General features: G+C 52.2%; 17 protein-coding genes. All 17 read right to left on the bottom strand.

Translation table 11 applies throughout. From position 1 onward, the window contains the following. Positions 1 to 370: 370 nt before the first annotated feature. Positions 371 to 997: a histidine phosphatase family protein gene (locus LBO03_08920; GenBank protein MDR3349694.1), complete on the bottom strand. Its 627-nt coding sequence runs from the start codon at positions 995 to 997 to the stop codon at positions 371 to 373. Positions 998 to 1011: 14 nt separating this feature from the next. Beyond that, positions 1012 to 1758, bottom strand: a complete 747-nt coding sequence (locus tag LBO03_08915) for a DivIVA domain-containing protein (GenBank protein ID MDR3349693.1) — start codon at positions 1756 to 1758, stop codon at positions 1012 to 1014. A 35-nt stretch (positions 1759 to 1793) separates the two neighbouring features. Next, positions 1794 to 2582, bottom strand: coding sequence for an RNA-binding protein (locus LBO03_08910; GenBank protein MDR3349692.1), 789 nt, complete (start codon positions 2580 to 2582; stop codon positions 1794 to 1796). Beyond that, positions 2579 to 3385, bottom strand: coding sequence for a pyrroline-5-carboxylate reductase (gene proC / locus LBO03_08905; GenBank protein ID MDR3349691.1), 807 nt, complete (start codon positions 3383 to 3385; stop codon positions 2579 to 2581). The genes LBO03_08910 and proC overlap by 4 nt, the downstream gene beginning before the upstream one ends. A gap of 4 nt (positions 3386 to 3389) precedes the next feature. Further along, positions 3390 to 3908, bottom strand: a complete 519-nt coding sequence (locus LBO03_08900) for a cell division protein SepF (protein ID MDR3349690.1) — start codon at positions 3906 to 3908, stop codon at positions 3390 to 3392. A gap of 24 nt (positions 3909 to 3932) precedes the next feature. Further along, entirely contained in the window at positions 3933 to 4628 is a 696-nt protein-coding gene (locus LBO03_08895) for a YggS family pyridoxal phosphate-dependent enzyme (protein ID MDR3349689.1), read from the bottom strand. A gap of 152 nt (positions 4629 to 4780) precedes the next feature. Beyond that, positions 4781 to 5596: a peptidoglycan editing factor PgeF gene (pgeF, locus tag LBO03_08890; protein ID MDR3349688.1), complete on the bottom strand. Its 816-nt coding sequence runs from the start codon at positions 5594 to 5596 to the stop codon at positions 4781 to 4783. After that, on the bottom strand, positions 5593 to 7266 hold the full coding sequence (locus LBO03_08885) for a radical SAM protein (protein ID MDR3349687.1): 1674 nt from the start codon (positions 7264 to 7266) through the stop codon (positions 5593 to 5595). Before LBO03_08885 ends, pgeF begins: the two co-directional genes overlap by 4 nt. A gap of 16 nt (positions 7267 to 7282) precedes the next feature. Continuing rightward, positions 7283 to 8797, bottom strand: a complete 1515-nt coding sequence (gene pap / locus LBO03_08880; protein ID MDR3349686.1) for a polyphosphate:AMP phosphotransferase — start codon at positions 8795 to 8797, stop codon at positions 7283 to 7285. Positions 8798 to 8829: 32 nt separating this feature from the next. After that, positions 8830 to 10047, bottom strand: coding sequence for an MFS transporter (locus LBO03_08875; GenBank protein ID MDR3349685.1), 1218 nt, complete (start codon positions 10045 to 10047; stop codon positions 8830 to 8832). Positions 10048 to 10075: 28 nt separating this feature from the next. Continuing rightward, positions 10076 to 10525 (bottom strand): hypothetical protein, encoded by a 450-nt coding sequence (locus LBO03_08870; GenBank protein ID MDR3349684.1) that lies wholly within the window; start codon positions 10523 to 10525, stop codon positions 10076 to 10078. A 218-nt stretch (positions 10526 to 10743) separates the two neighbouring features. Further along, the gene (coaBC, locus tag LBO03_08865) at positions 10744 to 11949 is read right to left on the bottom strand and encodes a bifunctional phosphopantothenoylcysteine decarboxylase/phosphopantothenate--cysteine ligase CoaBC (GenBank protein MDR3349683.1); all 1206 of its coding nucleotides are present in this window, start codon (positions 11947 to 11949) and stop codon (positions 10744 to 10746) included. Between the two features lie 12 nt (positions 11950 to 11961). Continuing rightward, positions 11962 to 12168, bottom strand: coding sequence for a DNA-directed RNA polymerase subunit omega (gene rpoZ, locus LBO03_08860; protein ID MDR3349682.1), 207 nt, complete (start codon positions 12166 to 12168; stop codon positions 11962 to 11964). 49 nt (positions 12169 to 12217) lie between these two features. Then, positions 12218 to 12832 (bottom strand): guanylate kinase, encoded by a 615-nt coding sequence (gene gmk, locus LBO03_08855; GenBank protein MDR3349681.1) that lies wholly within the window; start codon positions 12830 to 12832, stop codon positions 12218 to 12220. A gap of 33 nt (positions 12833 to 12865) precedes the next feature. Then, positions 12866 to 13135 carry a DUF370 domain-containing protein gene (locus tag LBO03_08850; GenBank protein MDR3349680.1) on the bottom strand — a complete coding sequence of 90 codons (270 nt, stop codon included), beginning with the start codon at positions 13133 to 13135 and terminating at the stop codon, positions 12866 to 12868. Positions 13136 to 13166: 31 nt separating this feature from the next. Continuing rightward, positions 13167 to 14063, bottom strand: coding sequence for a YicC family protein (locus tag LBO03_08845; protein ID MDR3349679.1), 897 nt, complete (start codon positions 14061 to 14063; stop codon positions 13167 to 13169). Positions 14064 to 14086: 23 nt separating this feature from the next. Further along, the coding region (locus tag LBO03_08840; protein ID MDR3349678.1) for a hypothetical protein at positions 14087 to 14795 on the bottom strand (709 nt) is incomplete at its 5' end.

Below are 14795 nucleotides of genomic sequence, written 5' to 3'. Positions count from 1 at the left end.
TGGCGGACACCAAGTCGTCCGTTCCCAGCAAAATTTCAGCCGTTTCCTGCTTCATGTTTGCCCAGGTCTTTTCTAATGACATATATGCCGATCCTTTCCCCGGCCGGTTGAAAACTCATCCTACTCCAATACTTCGAGGCCAAATCACGGCCGCGTCCAAGCGGCGGACGGCAGGTGTCTTTACCGCGCCCGGACATGAAAAAGCCTCGGCGCTACGGCAAACGCGCTTGCAAGGGACGCCATTTGTTTGAACGGTTTTTCCCAACAAGCAAGCGGGTACTGCGGCAACGCAACCCGCCCGGGCCGGACGGCCACTTTCTCGCCTTTGCGCTTCTTGCGGCTGCCGCTGCTTTATTTAAGCAAATGTTTTTCAACAAGTCCGTCCGAAACCGGCAACAATCCCGCCATAATTAAGCACGGATATCTCCCGTTCTTTCCAGGCATTGACCGTCAACACCGACATGCCGGCAACGCTGACCGCGAAAGACACCGCGCGGCGGCAGACTTCGTCAATTGAAAAGCCCAGCCACCAAAACAAAATGTTTTGGATTGTGCCTTTGTGCGCGACGATAACAAAGGGTCCGTCAGCCAAAGACAGCCTTTCCATGCCTATAGCTACCCGGTCGAAAAATTCGCGCCTGGTCTCGCCGCCCGGATAATTTCTGTTGTCAGGCTCCTCGGCCTGCCGTCGAAGTCTTATGGCCGTAGCCTCCCGCACAGTTTTGCCGGCGGCCTGCCCGTTGTTTTTCTCGCGCAAAAACGCGCGGCTCGCGACTTCTGCCCCTATGCGCTCGGCGATGATCCGGGCAGATTGTCTTGCCCGCAGAAGATCGCTTGTTACAACCTGCGGTTTTTGGCCAAAACAAAGCTCCTCCACCCAACCGGCCGCCCGCTCAATCTGCGCTATGCCTTTTGCCGTGAGGGATGAATCCGTCCAGCCGCCGGTCAAGCCATCGACGTGATGCCCTGCTTCCCCGTGGCGTATCAAAATAATCACGGCCATCTCCGCGCTCAAGACGAAACTTTGCTTTTCTTCTTGAGCAGTTCCTTTATTTCTTTCGATTGCCGCAAGACTTCTTCCATTCTTTTTCTGATTTCCGCCTGTTCGCCAGATTCTTCGCTGCTCGGTTCAACTTCCGGCAAAGCCGCCAAATCAGTCGCGGGCAAGGTTTCGGGACCGGGAACAGCTGCCTCTTGCCCAGCCGTTTGGCCGCCGTTTGCTTCTTTGTCGGCCGCTTCTGCCAAGACCGCCTTCGCCACGCTTTCTTCGGCCGTTTCCTGAGCAAGCGCATTGCCGTTTAAGAGTTTTAGCCCATCTTCTAAGAGGCCGCGCGTTTTCTCAATGATCTGCTCCGTTCTCAGTTTTACCCGCGCGTGTTCTTCCCGCGCTTCTTCTAAATCAGCCTGCAGCCGCGCTTTGAGCCGGGCGGCTTCCGCTTCCGCCCCGGAAACTGTTTGGCGCGCGCTTTCCCTGGCTTCGTCAAGAATGAGTTCTTTTTCTTTCTGGGCGCTCACCTTTATTTCCTCTGCCGTCTCCTGCGCGACAAAAAGCGTGCTCTGCATGGTTTTTTCCATCTGCTGGTATTGTTCCAGTTTGCTTTGGGCATCGGCGGCGGTTTCTGTCAGCCGGGTATTTTCCGAATACAGTTCGTCAATATATTTTTGCGCGTTTTGCAAATGATTGTCAACTTCTGCCGAGCTGTACCCTCGAAATTCCTTGTTAAATTTTTTGCCCACTACAACAAAAGGTTTCGACATTTTACCCTTCCCCCTTATTTTAAACAAGCGAATTTTTACGTGTACCTGCGCAAACAAACGCTTATTCGGCCTTTTTTGGTCGTCCCGCCTATTTCGGCGACTTCTACCCGGCCACGGCCGCGAAAGGAAACCACGTCGCCGGCGCGTACCGGTTGAGCCGCGTTTTTCGCCGCTTTCCAGTTTATTTTGACTCTTTGCGCCTTTATTTCTTCCGCCATATATGAGCGCGACACGCCGTACCCGGCGGCCGCCACGGCATCAAGCCGCAAAGCCGCGACCGTCGCCTTTATGTCTTTGATTTTTTCTTCTTTTTGTTTAAGCGCGGAAAGGTCAATCTTCGACACCGTAACGCTGGCCGCGCCTACCGTGGACAAACTGCCGAGCAAGAAATCCGCCGCCGCTTGATTGGCCGCCAACTGCGCCCATCCACCGCCAACGACGATGTCGCCGATTGCTTCGCGTTCACAGCCGAGCCCTATCACGGCGCCTAAAACATCGCGGTGCGAGAGCGAGCAAAAACGCCCGTCCCATTTTATATCCAAGCCAATTATATCATAAACGGCCGCGCCCTGATATTCATTGTCGATAAAAGCGGCCTTCATCCGTTCCGCGCCGGCAAACCCTCCCTCAAACTCCAGCCGCAACACGGCAAAATGCGCAGCCACCGTCTCCGCTACGCTCAATCCGTATGGATCAAGAAAACCGCTTGTTTTGTATTTATGGTTCTTAGCCGCCGCTTCGGCCAGATCGCACAAGCGCGCCGCCAGCATTTCATCGCCGCCGGCTTTATAATATCTGATTATTTTTTCACGCGCATTGTTCATTTTTTGCTGAAACTCCGCGATTTCTCCGTTGCGGCCAATACCGCTTCCATAATGCCCGCGCGCACTCCGGCTTTTTCCATGGCGGCAATCCCGGCGATCGTCGTGCCGCCGGGGGAAGCTACCTGATCGCGCAGTTGCGCCGGGTGTTTTCCTGTTTCCAACACCATCCGGCCGCTGCCCGCCACCGTCTGGGCGGCCAGTTTTATCGCGGTATCGCGCGGCAGTCCGGCCATCACCCCCGCGTCCGCCAAAGCGTCAATGACAACGAATATATACCCAGGGCCGCTGCCGGACAGTCCCGTAACCGCGTCCAACTGGCTTTCCGGCAATTCCATGGCCAGCCCACAGGAGGCGAAAATATCGCGGACAAATTCCGCGTCCCGCTCGCCCGCGCTCTTGTCGCACACAAAAACAGCCATGCCCTCCCCTATCGCCAGGGGCGTATTGGGCATGACCCTGACGAGGCGCTGGCAAGGCAAAAGCGCGCGCAAATCGGCAAGGCGCTTGCCCGCCACGATCGACACGACAAGAGCGTCAGCCGGTATCGATGCAGTTGCCGCGCCATTGAGGGCACTTTCGAGTATTTGCGGTTTGACCGCCAGCACAACGGTTTCCGCGCTTTTCAGCGTGGCGCTTTCATTGCTTGTCCGTACGCCGTATGTTTCTTCAAGATAAAGGCGGCGTCCGGCCAAAGGCTCAATAACGGCAATTTTTTCCGGCGCGGCCAGGCCTTTTGCCAATATTCCTTTTATTATGGCTTCCGCCATAACGCCGCCGCCGATAAAAACCAAATCCTTGCGCATAGGTTCATTGCCTCCAGGGGCCAAAATCTTTTCCAGATGAAAATTCCTTGTTTAGGTCAATGTCAACATTGTTAGGCGCGCAAACCATGCTTTTGCTTTTGCTGCCCACCATTTTTATATTGCCGTTCAAAGCGTAGACTGTGCCGCTGATAAAATCCATTATGCGTTTCATGACGCTCTCTTCCGTTTCCTCAAAATTGACCACCACCGGCTTGCCTGTTTTTACGTGATCGGCGATGATCTGCGCGTCGTCAAAGGTTTTGGGAGCGACTAACATTACTTTTATCTGCTTGTTTGCCGTCGGCAGAGAAACAACTTTATTTGCGTCCGCAACATTTGCCGTCGGCCTTGGTTTGGCCAGCCAAGGCGGCGCATCTTCCGCCGAATCTCTTTTCGCCGTCGGCCGGCGCGTTTCTTCGGGCTTTTTGGGTTTTATTCTTTCCGGTCCAGCTTCTTCGTTTTCGTTTATCTCAACTTCCTCATAAAGCCCGAGGAAATTACAAATCTTTTCAAAAAGCTTCACAGCCGCCCCCCCTTAAAAATCGTTTCACAAATAATCGCGTTTGCCGAATATTAAGGTCCCAAGCCTTACGTTATTGGCGCCTTCTTCGACGGCAACCGCAAAATCGCCGCTCATGCCCATGGAAAGAGTGTCTATGTCATTATTAGCCGCCCAAGAATTTTTCAAAGCGCAAAACAATTCATAGCCTTTTTTGAATACTGGCCGGACAGATTCCGCATCGCCGGTTTCCGGCGCTATGACCATAAGCCCACGCAGGCGGACATGGGAAAATGTCTTTGCCTGTTTTGCCATGTCAGGCAAATTTGCGGACGAAATGCCGAATTTACTCTCCTCCTCCGCAACGTTGACCTGCAAAAGAACGTCCTGCCGCTTGCCGCGCTCTGCGGCTTCCCGCTCAATTGCCGCCAAAAGGCGCGGACTGTCGACCGAACAAATAAGATCAAACAAATTCACGGCCTTTTTTACCTTGTTTGTCTGCAGATGCCCGATCAAATGCCACGCGCAGCCATTGACGCAAGGTATTTTTCCCGCCGCTTCCTGCACCTTGTTTTCGCCAAAAACAGTTATGCCGGCTTTTAGCGCTTCTTTTACCGCCGCAACTGGATATGTCTTTGTAACGGCTACAATCGCAATGTCATTGCCGGTAATTTTTTCCGCCGTGCGCCTTCTTAGCGCACGGCTTATCTTCTCACGCGCTTGCGCTATGTTTTCCCCAATCATGGCAGCTTCCCCTGTTATTATCTTAATCATAGCTATATTATATAATCTATGCAAGGGAAAATACATCTTCCGGCAACAAATAATGGGCAAAATAATTTAAAACAGCGGCTACGGCCACGCCGCAATTGCGTCCGCGCGCGCAGCGCGCCCCGTCACAACCATGCTATGGCGGCAAACCGGCCGGCGCGCCCTTTTTCCGCCCGGTGCGAAAAAAAAAGCTCCCGATGGCACTTTGTGCAGATGCCGCTTATAAATATGTTTTCCGTTTTCACTCCCGCCATTTCCAACTGAGCTTTGTTGGCCTGCCACAAGTCAAACTGCCATTCGTTTTCTCCGGCCGGCTGAAAGAACTTTTGATAGTCAGACAAATTGTCCCTGGCCGCTCGGTATACTTCCCGGCCTACTTTATAACATTCAGGACCGATCGACGGCCCGATAACCGCCACGCAATCTTTTGGCCTGGATGAAAACTCGTCGCGGAAGGCCTCGGCGGTTTTGCGCAAAACATTCGCCGTCGTGCCGCGCCAGCCGGCATGCACCACGGCAACCAACTTTTTTGCCGGATCGGCCAAGACGACCGGCACGCAATCGGCGAAAAGCAGCAGCAGCGGCACGCCGGGCAAGTCGGTAACCAACGCGTCGGCGGCGGCTATGGCGCCCGCAAAATTTTTGTTGCCGCGGCCCAAAAGTCCTTCATCAACATATACCCTGTTGTCGCCGTGCGCCTGGCGCGCCGCAGTCAGCCGCTCAAAATCAATCCCCAGGGCGGCGCAGACGCGCCGCCTGTTGGCGAGTACGCAATCCTCGCTGTCGCCTACGTTAAAAGACATGTTCAATCTTTTGTCCTCAAGCACGCTTTCCCCGTAAAATTTGGAAGTAAAGGCGTGTTTTATGCCGCGTTCGTACAATGCAGGCACGAGGCCGAACCATATTCCGTCAATGTTTTTCAAAACAAATTCACTTTTCAACCTTTTGCCCCCCCGCATACGCCGCAGCGTCCGCAACCGGCAAAGCACTGCGGCGTGTCCTCCATCCGTTCGGCCTTTTCCCGTTCGCCCGACAAATATTCTTTGCTGAAACCCATGTCAAGATGATCCCATGGCAAGCAGTCCGCCCGATCATAAATTTCTGGTTTTTCTTTTTTAAAACGGCGGACAAACTCGCTTAACCCGCCGTTTTGGGTGGCATGAAGCAGAAATTCTCCCGCCCGGCGGCCGGCACGGGACAAAATTTGCTGCGCTATGCTGGCGCGCAGGGATTCCGCCTTTATTTCTATATTTTTTTCCTTTTGCAACAATTCCCGCAACTGTTTCAGGCGCGCGCCGGTATGCGCCGGTTCATCCCACTGAAAAGGCGTAAAAGGCTTAGGGACAAAATAATTGATGCTTAAAGAAAGTTTGCCGGGAATATATTTTTTCGCTTTCAAAACAAGGTTTGCCAATTCTATAACGTCATGATCTGTCTCGGTCGGCAACCCGAGCATAAAGTAAAGCTTGCCGCCGGTCATGCCCGCGTCAGCCGCCAGGGACAAGGCGCGCAGTATGTCGTCTTCGCTTACGCCTTTGTTGATGACTTTGCGCAGCCTTTCGCTGCCCGCCTCCGGGGCGATGGTCAAAGTCCTCTGGCCGCTGCCGGCCAGCGCCCTGGCCAATGCGCCGTCAAAAGCGTCGGCGCGCAGGGAAGCGATGGAAAAGGGTATGGAAGCTTGAACCAGCCGGCCGGTCAGCTCCCTGATATAGGGATAGTCGCACACGGCCGCGCCCAGCAGTCCAACTTTGGCGGCGCTCGGCGGCCTTTCGGTTATCGCTTGCCAGATAAGTTCGAGATCGCGGCTGCGCGGGCGGCGAAAACAATATCCGGCCATGCAGAACCGGCAGTGGCGCCCGCAGCCGCGGGCTACCTCGATTACAAACATATTGGCGAACTCCGCCAAGGGGGTTATTATTTGATAATGCCCGGCGTAGCGGTCGATGTCCTTTATCCACTGCCGCCGGACTTTCGCGGGAACTGACGGATCATGGCGCATGGAAACGATTTTTCCGCTTTCGCCGTAAGCAGGATAGTAAAAGGCCGGCACGTATACCCCAGGTATTTGCGCCAGGGCTTTCAGCCTGGCCGCCCTATCCGGCCAATCCCGGCTTTGCCGCCAGGAATCCACAACCGCCCCGGCCGCTTCCTCGCCTTCGCCTATGACAAAAGCATCCACGACTTCCGCCAGCGGCTCGGGATTGAAAGTAGCGCAAGGACCGCCGGCAAACAGCAGCGGCTCCTGTCCGCCGCGTTCGGCGGCGGCGGGCGGTATGCCGCCCGCTTTAAGCATTGCCAGCAAATTAAAATAATCCAGTTCAAATGACAGCATGACGCCGATAATCGGAAAATCGGCCAATTCCCTTTGCGTTTCTACGCTCAAAAGCGGCGCGCCGCCTTCGCCCTCCGGCAGGAAAAACCGCTCGCACGCTATATCGCCGCGCTGATTGAGCTGGCGGTAAATAATATGAAATCCCAAGTTTGACATGCCCACACTATAGGCATTGGGATACACAAGCGCACACGCGGCCCGGGCGCCCGGCGCAAAAACAAAAGCGCCGCTTTCTTTTTCCAATATTTCGATGTTTTTTTTGCGCGCGTTCCAAGTCAAAGAGCATACCTCAAAATCACTTCAGCCGGCCATTCATTGCGTCAATAATAGTTTTCATTGTCTTTATCCGGCCGTAAAATTTGCAGTTTGCCTCGACAATCGTCCAAGGCGCATGTATGGTGGACGTACGGAAAAGCATTTCGTTGATCGCCGGTTCATATTTATCCCATTTTTCGCGGTTGCGCCAGTCCTCATCGGTAATTTTCCAATTTTTCAAAGGGTTGTCGCGCCTTTCCTCGAACCTTTTCAGCTGTTCGTCTTTATCTATTTGCAACCAGAATTTAAGCACTATGCTGCCGCTGTTAATTAATTGTTCTTCCATCTCATTAATTTCGCGGTAGGCGCGCCGCCATTGCCCTTCGGTCGCAAACCCCTCCACCCGCTCAACCATGAGGCGGCCGTACCAGCTGCGGTCAAAAATGGCCACCATGCCTTTAACGGGCATTTCTTTCCAAAACCGCCAAAGATAGTTATAAGAATTGTCAACCGCCCCCGGCGCCGCTATCGGCGTCACATAATAGCCCCGCGGATCCATGTTTGCGGTAACGCGCTTGATTACGCCGCCTTTGCCGGCCGCGTCCCAACCTTCAAAAACTATTACCGTCGCTACCTCGCGCCGGAACAGCTTGTATTGCAGGTGCCTGATTTCTTTCTGGTATTCTTCCAATTTGTCTTTGTAATCGTTTTTTTCCATGGTTTTGCTCAAATCGACCTTGCTAAGCACGGATGAAACGAAGGCCTGGCCGGCGGAACCCGCCGGGGAAACGGCGGTCGGATCGTTTTTTTCCGCCGCTTCGCCTTTGTTTTCTTCGGCGAAGCCTATCTGCGCGAGTTTTTTCTCCAAAACATTTATTATATAATCCAAAACCTTTATCTGGGCGTAATTTTCATCTTCTGCCTCTACCGCGATCCACGGGGCGTAAGCGGTGTCCGTCTTGCTGAACATGTCCTCATAGGCCGCAAAAAGCTGCTTGTAGAGGCCTATCTCTTTCCAGTCTTCGGTAGTTGTCCGCATGTTTTTATCCAGAACTTGTATATTGTCCTTTATGCGCTTTTTATGCGTTTTTTCGGATATATGCGCAAAAAACTTGATGATGACATGATTGTCGTCAAACAGCAAGCGCTCAAACGCATTGACGTCATTGAAAGCGCGTTCGGTTTCTTCCGAGTTGATTTCCCCGCCGACGGCTTTATTTACTATTTGTCCGTACCAACTACGGTCAAAAATAGAAATGCTGCCTTTGGCGGGCAGTTTTTTCCAGAATTGCCAAAAAAATGGTTTGCGGCGTTCTTCGTCGTTAGGATAGTAGGCTGTGTAAACTTTAAAGCCGCGCGGATCCATGGCCTGCACCAGGGAGTTGATGATGACGCCTTTGCCGGCGCCGTGCCATCCTTCAAAAGTTATCACCACCGGTACGTTCGCCGCGCGCAAAGACCGTTGCAGTTCGCCCAGTTTTTCCATCCGCGCGCCGCGCGCCTTGGAAAAAATTTTTTTGTCCATTTTCAGGCTAAGATCAAGTGTATTAAGCAAAGAAAACACCCCTTTTAAAATATTCGACAGATTTATTTTTGCCGCGCCGCCGGCTTTTTAACGAGCATCACCAAGACAAGGCTCACAAGCCCGAGAAAAATAAAAATAACAAAAGAGGAATAATAATGCCCTGTGCCCATCTTAATCTCCCCCATGAGGTAAGGGCCGATAAAAGATGAAAGCAGCATGGGCGTTGTAACGATCCCATAGTTTTCGGAAAAATGTTTCATGCCGAAAAAATCACGCGTAAACGATACGCCGATCAGGTTCACGCTGCCATAGGAAAGCCCGCACAGCCCGCAGGCCAAAACGACCGCAAAGCCGCCGCTGAAGCTGTAGGCCGCGCTCAGAATAGAAAATGAAGCGATGAACAGCAAACAGCTCAAGGCCATAGTTTTCCTGAATCCCATATATTCCCAGCTCAAACCGCAAAGCATCCGCCCAAAAGCGTTCGCGAAAGACAGTATGCCCAAAGACAACACGGCCGTATCGTAACTTACGCCAAGCTCCAGCGCCGCCGGCACGGCGTGTCCGATAAGGCCTATGCCGCCCGCGACGATGATGAGCCGTATTGTCCATAAAAACCAGAAATTTTTCGTAGCCAGCATTTGCCGCCAGTTGACGCCGCCATATTCTTCCCGCGCCTTTTCCGCCCGGCCGGCGCCGGCGGAAGGGACCTTGATGACCCTTGAGCCGATAAACAGGCTTAGCGCGATAATTAAACCCATTAACCGAAAGACAAAACGCCAATCATACATCCGCAGCAATTCGGCGGCGCAAAAGCCCAAAATTACGGTGCTTATGCCCAGGCAGGTTTGCAGGAGACCGGAAACGGAAGGCCCGTCTTCGTTAAACCAAAGGTTGCCCGCATAAAGCATGGTATTGTAAATGACCCCCATAAACACGCTGGCAAATATGCCGAAAGACACCAATAGCAAAAGCAAGCTGCCGCTGAAAGAAGCTATCATAAAAGACGCGGCGATTATAAGCATGGCCGCAAAAATAGTTTTGTCCATGCTGAAAAAACTGTTCAAAAAACCGCCCGCCGCCATCCCTACCGCAAAAGAGAACATGACGCAAGTATAGACAAGCGAAATGTCTGCCCGCGTCCAACCGAACTCGTTTTCCAACGGTATGATGAAAACAGACCAGATATATATAAATCCGAGCGCCGACATGGACAACATGCAAGCCAAAAGGACTTTCAGCGGTTCTTTGCGCCCAAAAATTCTTTTTAATTTTTCCAGCATAAACAACTCATCCCTAAAAGCCGTCCAACTAAAGCCTGTGCACGACGGAAGACATGTGGCCGCACCACTGCGCCGTTTCTTCAATCAATTCGTCCAGTATGCGCCTGTAGCTATAATCGGCGACCACTTTGGCGTAAAGCGACATATCGCCCGCCCGCGCGCCGTAGTCAACATGCCAATCGTCCGGTATGTCCAAAGGATCAAAGAGCGCCCCTATATGTATCCTGTCGCCGTTAAGGATTATCTCCCGCCAAGTGTAAAGATGGCTGTTGTTTCCTTCGCGTTCATAGGCAAAAACCAGTTTGGGACGCCATTTCACCCACAAGCGGTCATTGTCCCCGGATGTTTTTGTTACAATACAAAAAAACCTGTCCTCGCCGTCAAAATCCTCCGGCAAAACCTCAACGAAACCCGCCTCGCACAGCGCGTCAAGCATTGCCCGGCTGCCGCCGGCATTTACCGCCGGAAATTTCCTCATATGGCAAATCCCCCTCCGATCGCCGCCGGACGCTTAAACAGCCTGTTTGAAGGCGCGGCGGCGTTAAAGCGCAAAATCGTACGATTGCGGGAACCTCCGGCTAACTGCCTGCGGATACTGCGGCGAAAAAATTTCATGCGGACGGATGATCCCTTATGTTTGACCCGCCGTCATTGCTTTCTCCCTGCCAAAATAACTTATTTTGTCCTATTTGTCGCTCAGTTCCCCAAGCGGGCACAAATGCCGGCGCAGATCCGGTCAAGCAGTTTGCCCGCTATTTCCTGCTTGGATGCTTTCTCTATGCTTACAATCTCCCCTGAAGGGTAGATGAATTTCACTATGTTGGTGTCATGATTAAACCCCGCTTCCGGCATTGAAACGTCATTGGCCACGATCATGTCGAGATTTTTTTCTTTGATCTTAATCATGGCGTTTTCCACCAAATTATCCGTCTCGGCCGCAAATCCCACCAGATACTGCTTTGTTTTCCGCCGGCCGAGTTCTTTCAGGATATCGGGGTTTTTCACCAGTTCAAGCGTCAATGTTTTCTCTTTTTTCTTTATTTTGGCGGCGCATATATCTTTTGCCCGATAGTCGGCTACGGCGGCGGCTTTTATCAATATGTCGGCGTCGCCGTATTCCGACAGGGCCGCCTCTTGCATCTCTTCGGCTGTCTCGACTTTAATCGCCGTAACGCCCGGCGGGACAGGCAAAGGGGACGGAGCGGAAATGAGTATGGCAGCCGCGCCCCGGCGCGCGGCCTCCCCGGCTATGGCATAGCCCATCTTGCCGCTGGAGCGGTTGCCTATATAGCGCACAGGATCTATCGGCTCAATCGTGCCCCCGGCCGTAACTACAACTTTCAGGCCGGACATGCTTTCGCCGCGCAAACAGCCATCGATCTCTTTCACGATATCAACCGGCTCCGGCAGCCGCCCGGTGCCATAACTGCCGCAGGCCAGGCGCCCGGAGGCGGGCCGGACGACTTTCATGCCAAGAGCCGCGAGCTTTCCCAGGTTGCTCTGAGTTATCGGGTTTTCATACATATTGGTATTCATCGCCGGGCAAAGGATTATCGGCGCTTTTACGGCCAAAGCCGTAGTTGTAAGCATATCGTCGGCTATGCCGCAAGACAACTTGGCCAGCGCATTGGCGGTGGCGGGCGCGATGACGAAGACGTCCGCCCATTCCGCCAACGCTATATGTTCCACGTTATATGACGAAATATCGGCCCACATAGAAGCCGCCACCGGGTTGCCGCTGATCTCGCGGAAGGTAAGCTGCGTAACAAATTTAAGCGCCGATTCGGTCATGATGACTTTGACCGCCGCGCCTTCCCTGCGCAGCCTGCTGACAAGCTCCACCGCCTTATAAACGGCTATTCCCCCGCAAACGCCCAGCAGTATTTTTTTTGCGGCAAGCACAATAAAGGCCCCCTACTTTATACCGGTTTTGGTACGCTCATAAGTGATCTTGTCGGAGAATACCTCGTAAAGCGATATTGTTACCGGTTTGTTCGATTTGCCGGCGGATGGCGGCAAATCCGCATCGACTATTTCCCTGGCGCGTTTGGCCGCCAGCACCACTAAAGTATATTTGCTGTCAACATGATCCAGCAATTTGTCCAAAGACGGTTGAATCATCTGAACATTTCCCCCTTCAGGTTTTGTCCGCAGGCCAAAAACACCCGCCTTACTTATTTTTGCCGCAGAGATCCGTTATCGTTCGCAAATTGCGCGCAACGCGGCTTTTTTCCGCGTTCAGTATAAAAGACAGTTTTTCCAGGGCTTCTTCCACTTTGTTGTTCACTATGACATAATCGTATTTCGTCGCTCGGCAGATTTCACTTTTGGCGGCTTCCAGCCGACTCTTAATGGAAGTCCCGTCATCTTTGTCCCGCCCCTTCAGCCTCGCGGCCAAATCGGCCAATGAAGGCGGCAGGATGAAAACAAACACCCCTTCGGCAAATTTGGCGCGTATTTGTTCCGCCCCGTCCATTTCTATTTCCAAAAGCACATCGTTGCCCATTTCTAATTGTTCCAATATATTTTCGCGCGGCGTACCGTAATAATTGCCATAAACCACGGCGTATTCCAGCAACTGATCCTTGCTGATCATTTTTTTGAATTCGCTTTCGGTTATAAAAAAATACTCGCGCCCGTTCATTTCGCCCGTACGCGGCGCCCTCGTGGTCAACGAAACGGAATAATAAATATTTTGATATTTATTTAAAAGGGCTGAACAAATAGTCCCCTTTCCCGCCCCTGACGGGCCGGAAACAATTAATAGAATGCCTTTATTCTTCATCTGCCAGATCCTTCCCCCCACTCAGGCGCGCAATCAACATTCAGGCGCATCTTTGGCGGCGTCTTTGCCGCCTAATCGGTTGGCAACCGTTTCCGGCTGAACCGCCGAAAGGATAATGTGCCCGCTGTCGGCTACAATCACCGCCCGCGTCCTGCGCCCATAAGTTGCGTCAATCAATTTCCCCTTTTCGCGCGCTTCTTGGACTATTCGTTTGATGGGCGCGGATTCCGGGCTAATGATCGAAATGATCCTGTTTGCGGCCACAATATTGCCGAAACCGATGTTTATCAATTTTATATCCATTTTTCTCCCCGCGTCAAGCGCAAATTAAAAATTATTCAATGTTTTGTATTTGTTCGCGAATTTTTTCTATTTCACTTTTCATTTCAACCGTCATCTGCGCAATCGCAAAATCGTTGGCTTTGGAGGCAATAGTATTTACTTCCCGGTTAAATTCCTGCACAATGAAGTCAAGTTTGCGGCCGACAGGGATTTTTTTCGCGAATGTTTCTTCAAATTGCTTTATGTGGCTTCCCAGCCGCACAATTTCCTCGGTAATATTTGTCCTGTCGGCAAAAAGCGCGACTTCATGCAGGATTTTATCCTGGTCAACCGCTTGTTCGTAATCTTTTAAAAGTTCCGCCACCCTTTCGCGTATTTTGGCGTGGAACTCCGCCGTTACCGCCGGCGCGCGCTCTTGCACTTCGGCCAGTTTATCCTTGATCGTTTTTATCCTGGGCAGAAGGTCTTTATATATATTGGCGCCTTCCGCCAGACGCATTTTCATCAGATTTGCCAGCGCGGCGGCTACTGCCCCGGACAAAAAAGGCAGATAAAAATCAGCGTCTCCTATCGTTTCTTTAGCATTTATGACGCTGGCGAAGCGCAGCAAAAACGCAAGCCGCATTGCTCCGCTCATATCGCTTTCCAGTTCCAGTGTCCGCGCCAGCTCACTCAAAGCATTGTTGTAAGATGCCGCCAACTCTTTATCAACGCTCATTTCATAAGCATTGGCGGAACTGTCCGCCATATTTACAAAGACGTCCACCCGTCCCCGGCTTATAACGTCAGTTATCTGTTTTCTTACCCTGTCCTCCAAGGGATTGAGCGCACGCGGCATCCTGAGGGCTATCTCATTGTAGCGATGGTTCACCGTCTTGATTTCCACCGTCAAAGAAAGTTTCTCGCTGACATACTCCCCGCGCCCGAACCCTGTCATGCTTTTCAACAAATCATAGCCTCCAGTTCCCCAAACTAATCAATGGCGCTGAGATTGAAATTAAATCGGCGTTCGCGCTCTTTTGGTATGTTTACGGCCAAGGATGCCGTCCCGGACAGTTTTATCCGCCGCATGTCAAAATAAAAAAACAATTGCACCCGGTAAAGCAGCGGTATTGTTTTTTCCAGGAAAACCGGCTCAGGTTCAGCCGCGGCGGCTGCATCCTCTTGTTTTTCCGTATTGGCGGGGTTTTCCTTGTCTTTGTCGCCGCCACCTTTGTCCGGCCGGCCTTGGCCGATATTGCCTTTTTCAGGTTTTTTCCGGTCTTTTTTGTCGATCGGCTCATCTGCCGGGCGCGAAACATTGCCTTCGCTTTTCTTTTCGGTGGGAGCTTGCTTTTCTCTGACTACTTTCGTCTTGGCTACCGCCGTGTCCTGGAGTTCCATCTCATAAGCGTCAATTACTTTATCGTCTTGCCGGATAAAAGCGAAGATTTTGTTTTTCAGCCCGCCGACATCTTCGGTATAAAGGACGACACATACCGGCAGAATATCGTTGAATTCCTGCGCGATCATCTCGCCGTCGACTATATTGATTGTCTGGCTTGCCAGAAGGCGTTCCCTGGCGTTAAGCGCCACAAGATAATACGGGGTATAAATATACACCCGTTCGCCGAAAAGATCAAGAACCTTGCTCGTCTCCTCATAAACGCACCAAGGTTTGGCAAAGTCGGGAATATCCTCC

The organism is Acidaminococcales bacterium, assembly GCA_031290885.1.
GTDB lineage: Bacteria > Bacillota > Negativicutes > Acidaminococcales > JAISLQ01 > JAISLQ01.
This window is presented reverse-complemented; position numbering and strand designations above follow the sequence as displayed.

Coding starts and splice junctions, on each gene's coding strand:
- LBO03_08895 (MDR3349689.1), bottom strand. CDS start 4,628: ATGATTGGGGAAAACATAGCGCAAGCGCGTGAGAAGATAAGCCGTGCG.
- LBO03_08915 (MDR3349693.1), bottom strand. CDS start 1,758: ATGTCGAAACCTTTTGTTGTAGTGGGCAAAAAATTTAACAAGGAATTT.
- proC (MDR3349691.1), bottom strand. CDS start 3,385: ATGCGCAAGGATTTGGTTTTTATCGGCGGCGGCGTTATGGCGGAAGCC.
- LBO03_08910 (MDR3349692.1), bottom strand. CDS start 2,582: ATGAACAATGCGCGTGAAAAAATAATCAGATATTATAAAGCCGGCGGC.
- LBO03_08850 (MDR3349680.1), bottom strand. CDS start 13,135: ATGGATATAAAATTGATAAACATCGGTTTCGGCAATATTGTGGCCGCA.
- rpoZ (MDR3349682.1), bottom strand. CDS start 12,168: ATGATTCAACCGTCTTTGGACAAATTGCTGGATCATGTTGACAGCAAA.
- LBO03_08875 (MDR3349685.1), bottom strand. CDS start 10,047: ATGCTGGAAAAATTAAAAAGAATTTTTGGGCGCAAAGAACCGCTGAAA.
- gmk (MDR3349681.1), bottom strand. CDS start 12,832: ATGAAGAATAAAGGCATTCTATTAATTGTTTCCGGCCCGTCAGGGGCG.
- LBO03_08870 (MDR3349684.1), bottom strand. CDS start 10,525: ATGAGGAAATTTCCGGCGGTAAATGCCGGCGGCAGCCGGGCAATGCTT.